The 10,371-nt window shown below is 56.4% G+C and carries 6 protein-coding genes; 4 read left to right on the top strand and 2 right to left on the bottom strand.

All coding sequences use genetic code 11. From position 1 onward, the window contains the following. Positions 1-405: 405 nt before the first annotated feature. A complete protein-coding gene (lepB, locus tag VFU50_18755) occupies positions 406-1,185 on the top strand; it encodes a signal peptidase I (GenBank protein HEU5234905.1) in 780 nt (259 codons plus the stop codon). Positions 1,186-1,367: 182 nt separating this feature from the next. Continuing rightward, the gene (locus tag VFU50_18750) at positions 1,368-3,062 is read left to right on the top strand and encodes a tetratricopeptide repeat protein (GenBank protein HEU5234904.1); all 1,695 of its coding nucleotides are present in this window, start codon (positions 1,368-1,370) and stop codon (positions 3,060-3,062) included. An 84-nt stretch (positions 3,063-3,146) separates the two neighbouring features. Here the strand turns inward: VFU50_18750 and VFU50_18745 are convergent, their stop codons facing one another. Beyond that, on the bottom strand, positions 3,147-4,100 hold the full coding sequence (locus tag VFU50_18745) for a beta-propeller fold lactonase family protein (protein HEU5234903.1): 954 nt from the start codon (positions 4,098-4,100) through the stop codon (positions 3,147-3,149). Between the two features lie 847 nt (positions 4,101-4,947). On the opposite strand from VFU50_18745, the gene VFU50_18740 reads away from it, so the two are divergent. Together VFU50_18740 and VFU50_18735 are read left to right on the top strand one after the other, a co-directional pair. Then, entirely contained in the window at positions 4,948-6,069 is a 1,122-nt protein-coding gene (locus tag VFU50_18740; GenBank protein HEU5234902.1) for an energy transducer TonB, read from the top strand. A 21-nt stretch (positions 6,070-6,090) separates the two neighbouring features. Continuing rightward, positions 6,091-7,776, top strand: coding sequence for a M48 family metalloprotease (locus VFU50_18735; GenBank protein ID HEU5234901.1), 1,686 nt, complete (start codon positions 6,091-6,093; stop codon positions 7,774-7,776). A 32-nt stretch (positions 7,777-7,808) separates the two neighbouring features. Here the strand turns inward: VFU50_18735 and VFU50_18730 are convergent, their stop codons facing one another. Next, positions 7,809-10,262, bottom strand: a complete 2,454-nt coding sequence (locus tag VFU50_18730; GenBank protein ID HEU5234900.1) for a hypothetical protein — start codon at positions 10,260-10,262, stop codon at positions 7,809-7,811. Positions 10,263-10,371: the final 109 nt, after the last annotated feature.

The raw sequence follows: 10,371 nt of genomic DNA, 5'->3' as shown, positions 1-10,371 counted from the left end.
TCTAACGCCGTCATGTAACAAAATCTCTGGTGAAGATCTACTCCTACGTGGATCATCGGTGCCTCCTGAAATGGGTCTTGTGCTTCGAGCACGTCTACCCTATAGGAGGCACACCCGTTTTCATCACATCTGAGTCCGCCTTAGGCGGACGAAGGATCTCCCGCGATGCTTAGGATTTAAGTGCCGCCTGCGTGGCTCCTCCACCAGAAATCCTGGATTTTAGGGGGAAGAGCCTGGCGAGCGCATTTCAGTCTGAAGCATTCCGGGAGGTCCTTCGCGCAAAAGAGGCGCTCAGGATGACAGATCTCTGGGCGGCAACATTCCTGTTTTTGGCAGCACCTAATTTGTGACCACGGAAAGCGAAAACACCTTATATGCTGCATACTGCTTTCAGAGGCGGATGCCATGAAACGCGTAAAGCGAATCAGACTGAAGACGAAGGCGCAAAACTCCAGCAAGCCTGAAAAGAAGAAAGAAACTCGCATGGAAGCACTCTCTTCCATGGCGATGGTCTTAGCCACGGCTCTTTTCATCATCGCGTTCAACATTCAAGCCTTCGAGATCCCCTCCAGCTCGATGGAGAACACGCTTCTTGTGGGCGATCATGTCTTTGTCGATCGGATCACCATCGCCCCGCCAACCTCGTGGGCATTCTTCGAGCATAGCCGGCCGATTCAGCGAGGTGACATCGTCGTCTTCTACTCTGTTGAGACCCCGGACCTGCACCTCGTGAAGCGCGTGATCGGCATTCCTGGAGATCGCATACACCTGCGTGATGCAGTGGTCTATCGCAACGGCGAAGCTCTGAAAGAGCCGTATGTCATTCACAGCGTCGGCGATTACGTTCCATATCGGGACAACTTTCCTTCTATTCCTCCATGGCAGGCCGGCGAAAAGGTGATCGCAGGCTGGCCAATTCGGCAAGGTGAAGACATCGTCGTTCCTCCCGGCCGTTATTTCGTCATGGGGGACAACCGCGATGTAAGTCACGACAGCCGCTACTTCGGCACAATCCCGCGAGAAAACATCATCGGAAGACCGCTCTTTATCTATTGGTCGTTCCAAACACCTGAGAATCAGTACGAAAAAACATCCGCGGGCGATCGCGTCGCGTTCTACGGACATGTGGCCCTGCACTTCCTTGATCAGACCCGCTGGAAACGAATGTTGCATGTAGTGCGATAACAGAACCGCCGCCGGTAGGCGGTGGGGCAGCCGCGTGTGTTGCGGCTGCGATTCTCGAAGGATGAGGCGCTATCGTGCTGCCCGGAGCTGGCCATTCGGCCATCTCCGGCCCACCGCCTACCGGCGGCGGTTCTGTCCATTCCTTGAGCTTCCCAACAGCTTCTCATATAGTCGCGATACGTATGCGACGTCTTCTTGTCCTCCTGATTGCCAGCTTCGCCTTTGCCCAGCATCAGCACAGCGCCGATCCGACCGATGTGCGCCTTCAGTTAGCTAAGCTGCCCGCGCCGAAGCATATGGATGGGCTCGGCCATGCGCACATCGCGATCACGACAAATTCTCCGGAGGCGCAGCAATGGTTCGACCAGGGCCTGGCGGCTCTGCATTGTTTCTGGGACTACGAAGCTTTGCGCGCATTTGAGCAGGCCGTACGTCTCGATCCTGATTGCGCCATGTGCCACTGGGGATTAGCGCGCGCGCTCGACAGCCGTGGCGGCGAGAAGGATCTGCAAAAAGCGGAATTAAAGAAGGCTCAAGAGTTGGCGGCGAAAGCTACTGATCACGAACAACGTTACATCCGCGCGGATGCTGCAGGAGAAGAGAAGAAAGATGACGACGCTGAAGCAGCTTACGCAAAAGACATGGAGGCGCTGATCGATCGCTATCCCGACGATCTGGAGGCGCGCCTCTTCTACGGTCTGTCGCTGAGCCACGGCTACACAAACGATGGAGATCCTCGTCCAGGCTCCCTTTACGGACAGTCAGTACTCCGCGAAATTCTCGATCAACACCCAGACAATGCCGCGGCCAACCATTACTGGATCCATGCTGTCGAGGGCAGTCATCCGGAGTGGGCCATCAAAAGCGCTGAGCGCCTCGCCTCGCTCGCTCCCGCTTCCGGACACATGGTCCACATGCCCGGCCACATCTTCTATCGCGTGGGAGATTACGAGCGCGCACGCCAAAGTTTTCTCGACGCCATGCACGTCGATCGTACCTACATGGACACACAGCACGTCGCGGAAAAAGATGATTGGAATTACGTACACAACATTGCTTATTTGATCGCCGATTGCGCAGAAGAAGGTCGCCGGCAGGAGGCACAGCAGTACGCAAAGCTGCTCGAAGGCTCATACAGCGATCCCGAACACTCGGGAGCTGCGAACTTCTACGTGTTGCAAATCGGCACCACGGCAACACGCCTAGCAATCCGATTCGGTGACTGGGATGCAGCGATCGGAAATCCTCTGCACTTCGGTGTTCCCGATTCAAAACTCGGCGTATGGGTTCGCGATTACCGCGATGGTTTGCTCGCATATGCCAAAGGCATGAAGTCCGCCGAGTCGGGCCAAACTGAGGAAGCTGAACACCAGGCTGGAGTTCTCGATGCGCTGCTATGGCGTCTGTCCAACGAGGATGTCGACGAAAACAACAAGCACGGGCGCGATCGTGTAGTGAAGATTCTAGGCACGGCATCGTTGGAGCTGCGTGGCGATACCGATATGGGAAAAGGAAGCCTTGAGGCAGGACGCAAGCTGCTGGAGCGCGCAGTCAAAGAAGAAAAGGAACTCGGCTACTCCGAGCCGCCGCAGTATTCGCGTCCTCCGCAAGAAGTATTGGGAGCTGCCCTGATTCGCGCCGGACATTATCAGGAGGCGCGCGACGCATATAAAAAGGATCTCGAAGAACGTCCCCACTCGGGTTTCGCGCTCTATGGAATCGCCAACGCCTGGGAAAAAGAAGGCAAGCACGCCGAAGCATCGAAGGCCTACCGCGAGTTTCTCGATGCGTGGTCCCACGCCGATCCCGATCTATCGCAGATCAAGACTGCGCAAGCTTACGTTCAGTCCTCCACGGTTGCGCAGGCGAAGCAGTAAGGTTGCGGTATCGGGATTCCCTGAAAAATCTGGAGCACAGCAGGAAGGTGGTCCGATGGAGAGATCAAACCGCCGACCGAGACATCAATCTGCCAGCAATGCGGTCAGGTGACCGGAATCTGGAATGATCGGAAAAGGGGATCCTTGGACCGGATGCGGAACACCTCTTTCGTCTATGGAGAAGGCAAAAATGCTGGATGTGACGTAGTCTGCAACATAAATAAACCTGCCTGAACGATCCATGGAAATGTCTATAGAAGAACTGGAACACGGAGCAGTGCCCATTAGTGTTAGAACCCCGGTAGCTCCGTTGACGGCATAAGCAGCCAATACGGAACGTGACGCTACGTACAAGATATTCTTAGGCGAGACAACAATCTTCCCAGCGGAAGGTATAGGGAGAACCTCTGGTGAGCTAGAAGCTTCTGCAATCCCACCCGATTTCTGATCGATTTGATAGATGTGGAGCGCGGTGCTGGCATTGTCAAAGCCGTAGATGTAATTGCCAGATGCGTCTATAGCCTGCAGGCCAGCCTGCCCAACATCGATGGTAGAACTCTTAGTAAAGGTTCCATCGCCATTGATCGAGAATGTAAAGATTCGGTTGAAGTAGTTCCCGAATGTTCCTTCCCCGGCTATGGCAAATAGGAATTTTCCGTTGGGAGCGACGAGTCCGCGTCCGAAAAGTCCTTCGGCTATTAGAGGCGTCCCCGAAGGCGGAAATTGAGTAACAATGCTCAGACTGCCCATGGAGGCGGAATAGCTATCGATCCCGCCGGTGAATACAAATACAAATTTCCCATCTGGAGTAATTGCGCTCGATATGCCCATATCGAAGGGATGCCCGGTAGATACGATTTGCGGCATCCCGCTGGTTGGGTCAACGTTGTAACCAATGGCTTGTTCGCTGTGGTCACCCGCCGCATAGAACGAAAGATCAGATGGGGACCGCACCATGCTCTGCGGAGCGGGATCTGTCTGGATGGATCCGACATTCGCGATCGCGCCGGTTTGAGGATCTATTTTGAACGCCTGCAAGATCGATTCGTGGCTGCTTCCGCAACACGGAAACGTCGTCATCTTGTCAGTGGCCACATACAGAAATTGCGATGGCTGAACGGGTGGCGTTGAGTTGGAGGGTCCGCTCGGATTCGCTGGGTTCGTAGCGCTATTCGGTGGGGCCGCATTGGAAGTGGAATTTGCTCCCGGCTGAGTGGTCAGGTTGTTTGCTGTAAGCCCGCGATCACATCCAATGAGGAAAAGACAACAGGCGCTTAGAACGAACAATAGTGCGAAATTCCGAGTCCCCATGCCACGCACTTCCCGCCACTCCCCGATACACCGAGCAGCAACAAAGATACGGTGGATTAGAGCAACTGAAAGTAAACGAGGTTTGCTGCCTCGTAGGCAATTGTCGACAACGTGTTTCTGCGACCCCAGCGATACCATGCCCTGCGTCATGTTCCCATTTGGGAATCTGAGCAGCCCGGTGATGTACTAGGGCTGGCGGTGGGCCTTTCTGAAACATGTACGAAGCCGGTCTGGATGCCGAACGCCGCGCGTGCTCTTCACCGCTTATTGGCAACGAGGTAAATAGCTCCTCGGCAGAGTAAGGGCCGAACCAAGCGGCTTCCGTTGTCTCCTGAACATGGTCGCCACCTGCGCCAAAGCAGAGTTGCTGATTCGTGAAAAGTGGCACCGTGAGCAACACTCGTGCTGACGCCCTCATCCGTACCACGGTGAGTCTCTACTGCGAAGGGGAGTCTCTGCCCGGCAGAGCTCATCCGGAGTTCTCCTTTGGAGACAAGTGGCCGAATGCATGTGAATGCGCGGGTGTCCATTCGCTCCGTGCGATCCGAAGACGCTAGATGCAGCAGGAGCAAGGGTGAGACGAAGCAATCTCCAACCGCTCGAAGATGAAACGGCAGAACTGCATCGGAGCGGCGTCGCAACTATCCATGAATTGCCGCGACCCAGAGCGGCGAACAGTGCCGTACCGCGTTTTGTCGAGGTAAGCGCTCCAAGAAAATGGAATCGCATGGGCGCGAGCCTTTTGCTGCATGTGGCTGCTCTCATCCTTCTTGTCAGAGTTGCTGTCTGGCTACCGCAGCATGTGCAGATCATGGCGCCCCAGCACGAATCGATAACGCTGATTGCGCCGAGTCCGGAGCGGCCGGTAATCGTGAAACCGCTTCCGCCGCCCCCGCCAAAGGTGCTGGCGGAATTGAGAGCAGAGCCGAAGCTGACTCCGCCGCCTCCTGAAGTGGTTCCCAAAATGGAAGCGCCTCCGGTGAAGCCCGCGCCGGCTCCGGAACCGCCCAAGATCGCCACAGCAACGCCTGCTCCTGTTTTGCCCAAGCCGGTTCCCGAAAAGAAAGTTGTCGAAGGAATGTTCGATTCCGGCAGCTCAGCGAAGCCGACGATCAAAGCTCCTGTTCGCGAGGTGCAGACTGGAGGCTTTGGCGATCCCAACGGAGTAGCAGGGAAGTCCAATCAGGAACGGAAGCTGACCGCCGCCTCAGTCGGGGCTTTCGACCTGCCGAGCGGACCAGGAAACGGAAACGGCGCAGGCGGATCTCACGGCAAACCAGGAGTGGTTGCGAGTGCTGGCTTCGGCGATGGCATGGCCGGGAACGGTTCCGGTGATCGCGCGCCCAAAGGCGGCGTGAGCACCGGCGGATTTGGAGCTGCGACCGTCGCACAAGCGGGCGCGAAGAAGCCGCTGCACGTGGCCGATTCCACTCCGGTGGAGATTCTCTCCAAGCCACGTCCGGCGTACACACCGGAAGCGCGGCAGATGCATATCGAAGGCGAAGTCCTGCTCGATGTGATGTTCGGTGCTTCAGGACAGATTCGCGTGTTGCGCGTGGTTAAAGGCCTGGGACACGGCTTGGATGAATCCGCGCAGCGCGCAGCGCAGCAAATTCGTTTCAATCCCGCGAAAAGAGATGGACAGCCTTACGACTCTAACGCGGTAGTACACATCGTCTTCGCCCTGGCGGAATGATGTTTCATTTTGGGAGGAATTATGTGGTTGGCTAGAAAGATCTGGATCGTAGCGATCGCGCTCACGGCGCCGCTCGCTTTGGCGGCGTCGGAGCCTTCAGCTCCCCAGGCAGCTGCGCAGCGATCTGCAAACGATGCCGTCATCGACAGCATTTTCGTTCGTGAGGCAAAGCTCGTTGAGACGATGCACAAGTACACGCCGCTGGTTGAGACCTACATCCAGAACACGAAGCCCGATGAAGAACTCGGCGACGTGCCGGTGAGCGACAGGTATTTTCTCGGACGTCTGGTTCTCGATAAGCATGGAATCAACGACAAAACGTTCGACAAGAAGAAGGTCGGGATATTTACCCGGGTGCTCGATCGGCTGAACAGCTTCTACAAGATGAATTACCTGCCGAAGGGATTCATGCAGCTCGTCTTCCTCAACGACCGCTTCAACAAGCAGAACTATGACCTCCGATATCAGCGGCAAGAGTTTCTCGGGGACGTTCGCACTCTGGTGTTCGACGTAGTGCCGTACAAGAAGATGAAAGGCGTGCATTTCGTCGGCCGCATATGGGTAGAGGACCAGGACCACAACATCGTTCGCATCAACGGCACGTACGAGCCGCAGCGCAACCGCGACATCTACTTCCATTTCGATAGCTGGCGTACGAACATGCAGCCGGGCCTATGGCTGCCGGCGTTCGTCTATACCGAAGATGCCGATGTGAAGTACGACCTTGTCCGCAAGATCGACATGAAGGGCCAGACGCGTCTTTGGGGATACGACTTGAAGCACTCAGGCCAGCAGACCGAATTTACCGACATGCAGGTGGAAGCGGTGAAAGACGTGAGTGATCGAAGTGGCGACAGCGCCAACGAGGTCAGTCCGCTGGAGAGTCGCCACAAGTGGCAGCGCGAAGCCGAAGACAACGTGCTCGATCGTATGGAGCGCGCTGGAGTGCTGGCGCCCGCGGGCGAGGTTAGCAAAGTGCTGGAGACTGTGGCGAATAATCTGGAGATCACCAACAACCTGAACATCCAGCCTGAAGTGCGCTGCCGCGTGCTGCTCACTACTCCTCTTGAATCATTCACGGTCGGCAATACCATCGTGCTGAGTCGTGGATTGCTCGACGTGCTGCCGGATGAGGCTTCGCTCGCGATGGCGATCTCGCACGAGTTGGCGCACATTGCTCTCGGCCATTCAGTGAACACGAAATATGCATTCAGTGACCGGCTCATCTTTCCCGATGAAGACGTAATGCAGAAGATCAGCATGGAGCGCAATGAAACTGACGAAGACGCAGCCGACAAGAAAGCCGTTGAACTGCTGCGCAATTCACCTTACAAGGACAAGCTCGCGAACGCCGGACTTTTCCTGCGCGCGCTGCAGGCGCACTCCGACGAGCTGCATTGGCTGATCAGTCCCAATTTTGGAAACAAGATGGCCAAAGGCGGCGACGTGCTGCGGATGGAGTCGCTTATTCAGAGGGCTCCAGCGCTGAAGGTGACAGACATTCATCAGATCGCCGCCCTCCCCCTTGGTAGCCGTATCAAGCTGGACCCTTGGAATGATCACGTCAGTCTGAAAAAAGCCAAGCCGGAGGCGATATTGTCCGCACGTGACAAACTGCCGTTTGAGGTCACGCCGATGATTCCCAATCTGGTACGCATCAATCAAACCAACGAAGTCGCGCAGAACGCTGGAGGAAGCCCCCAGTAGCCCGAAAGCCCGGACGAGTGCCCGGATTCACATTATGGAAGTGGCTTCGCGCTTGCCGTCGCCGCTCCGCGGATTACGGGTAAGCTTACGCTCTGCACAGCCGAAGGATCGTCGCGCAGCTTCAAATACAGCGGCGTGCTGGATGTGGCTCCCGGGCGTGGGACTTCGAGCGTGGTACCGGTGAAGCCGTCTGGAATTTGCGCGTCATCGTCGAAATCCGGGCTGGTCGATACTGCCGCGAGCAGAAACAGATCTGAGCCCGTCAGGACACAATTCTTCGCCGTCGCCACTGGACAACGAATTTCCTTCAAAGCGGGGAGGCGAACCAGAGTGCCGAGATTCTGCCAGTCTCCTACAGTGCCGTTTGCGTCGACGGCGCGGAAACGCACCGGACCAAAAGCGGAGGCACCGAAGGTCTTCGCAGGATCGAGCACACCTAACGCCGTTTGCGCGTCCTGCAGAACGAGCGTTCCGTCGGTCAGACTGAGCACTGTCTTGAACGACTGATCGGCAGCAGCAACTTCGATCTTCTGCGTACGAGGAAATGTTTCGGGCGACACAGCTTTCACGAAGAATACGATGCGGCCCGTAGTAGGCAGATCGTCAGGATTGCCGAGATGAATTGTCTGTGGAGACCCTTCGTCTTCCTGCACGCCTTTGCTGATCAGTGCAACACGAGGACGCGCCGGCAGCACCGTAGCGATCGTCGAGAAGGTGCGGCCGTCTTTCAGTGTCACGCTGGCAGTGAATGCCTGAGGCTTCACATTTGCGGTGTTGGACTCGGTGACGAGCGTGAGGTCATCGTGTCCATTGTCGCGATGGAAAGCGCCAGGACGAAATTTCATTCCGTAGAGTTCGAGCGCCGCAACCTGGTCAAGACGCTTGCCTTCGAGTTGTCCCGCATTGTCGCCCGCGTTCAGAGTGAAGCGATCGAACTGCGCTGCCTCGGAATAAGTTTGGACCGTGACCTGGTCCGGTTTTTTCAATCCATGCTGAGCGATTTCGAGGGTAAGCTTTCCCGGTTTGGAATCGGTGAGAGGGACATCCAGCTCCATCTCCTCCGGTTTAATCGCTTTCCACGTGACATTCGTGGTTTTACCAGATTCGTCGCGCACAGTTACGCTGCTCACGCAGGTTAAATCCTGGCCATCGATATGCAGTTTGTCGTTGCGTCCGACGACCAAAGATAGAGCGTCGTTCGATTCGACTCGCCACGGTTGCGACCGCGAGCTTCTCAACTGAAACTGCGGACCGCGGTAATGATCGAAGCCCCACATGCCGACGACGCTTGCAGTCATCTCGGGATTCAGCGCAGAAGGCTCGACTCTCGTTGTGTCTACGACGAAACCGCCTTTGGCGGGATCGGTCTGCAGCGGCAAGTGGAATGCCTTGCCGTGCTTGTCCTGCAGTTGCAATGTCAAATCATGTGCAAGATTACTGGCGAACACCAGTGGGGCGCCTTGAGTGGGGAGCAGAAGTGAAGGCGCCTCCGCACAGTACTGTTGCTTGGCGTCGATCGGCTGCAGCGGCGGAAATTGTGCCTTCTGCACGGGCGGAAGAGCCACCACCAGCACCGACTGCGGTTTTCGGAACGAGGGTGGATTATTCAGCTTGAGGTCGAGGGATTCCTTTTCGGGAATTGCCAAAGCGGGAATGTAGACGTACTGCGCGGTGTGGATGGAGCTCATGATGCGCGCGAGATCCACGACCGCGCCGACATAGGCGCTGTAAGCCCCGCCGCCGCCAAGTCGGGAATAGCTGAGCTGATTCATCAGGTCGGCTGTCGCGCCATTCGCGAGTTGCGCAACCATCGACTGGCTGTGGGCGTCATCGAGCACAAGATCGTCTTTATGCTGAGTGAGGCACGCAGCTTGCTGCTCGGCGGGCTTATCGAAGCACTGCTGATCGACTTTGATTTTCAGGCTGCGCGCCAGAAGAGCCGATTCGGGCTGCAAAGCCGAGGGATTCGATTCGGAAATCGACTTGATCTCGTCGAGATAGCGATCGAGGCGCATGCGGTCAAGGCCGGCCTGCTGAAGGTCCTGCGCTGCGCGGACGAAAGCGCCGGGGCGTCCACGGACCGCCGAACGCAAGGTGCTGAAGTCTCCTCCCGTTTCGGGAGCGAAGAAGACCAAGGCCTGCTCCGCTTCTTTGGGTACTACTACAAAGGCGCCTTCCTGGCGGACAGCACGGTCCCAGCTTTCGATTTTCGTGAACCATTCATCTGGAGGAGGATTGGTAGCGCCACGGAGGAAGGCAACGATAAGCAAATAGTGAGTCGATTGGCTCTCGGGAAAATCTGGATGCAGCCACAGACGATCTCCCGCTTCGAGATTCGGCACCTGGGAGATGGGAAGAGTCTTGCCTGCACGTTCGACATGCACGTCGAGTTTGGGACCGTCGAGGTCAAAGCCAGGGGCATCGGCGTGCGCCATCACTGAGGCAATGCAGACGAAAAAAGCCAGGATGAATCGACCCAATCGCATTGTTTCTATTTTATTTGACTCTGCTGCCCCATTCGCGGGTTAAGAGTGAAAGGCTCTTGTCTTGAGAGTTTCGTCTTAGCACTTTCTGAGCAGTTGCGCGTAAGTGTCC

The sequence above is a fragment of the Terriglobales bacterium genome (genome assembly GCA_035764005.1).
In the GTDB taxonomy this organism is placed as follows: Bacteria; Acidobacteriota; Terriglobia; order Terriglobales; family Acidobacteriaceae; genus Gp1-AA112.
This window is presented reverse-complemented; position numbering and strand designations above follow the sequence as displayed.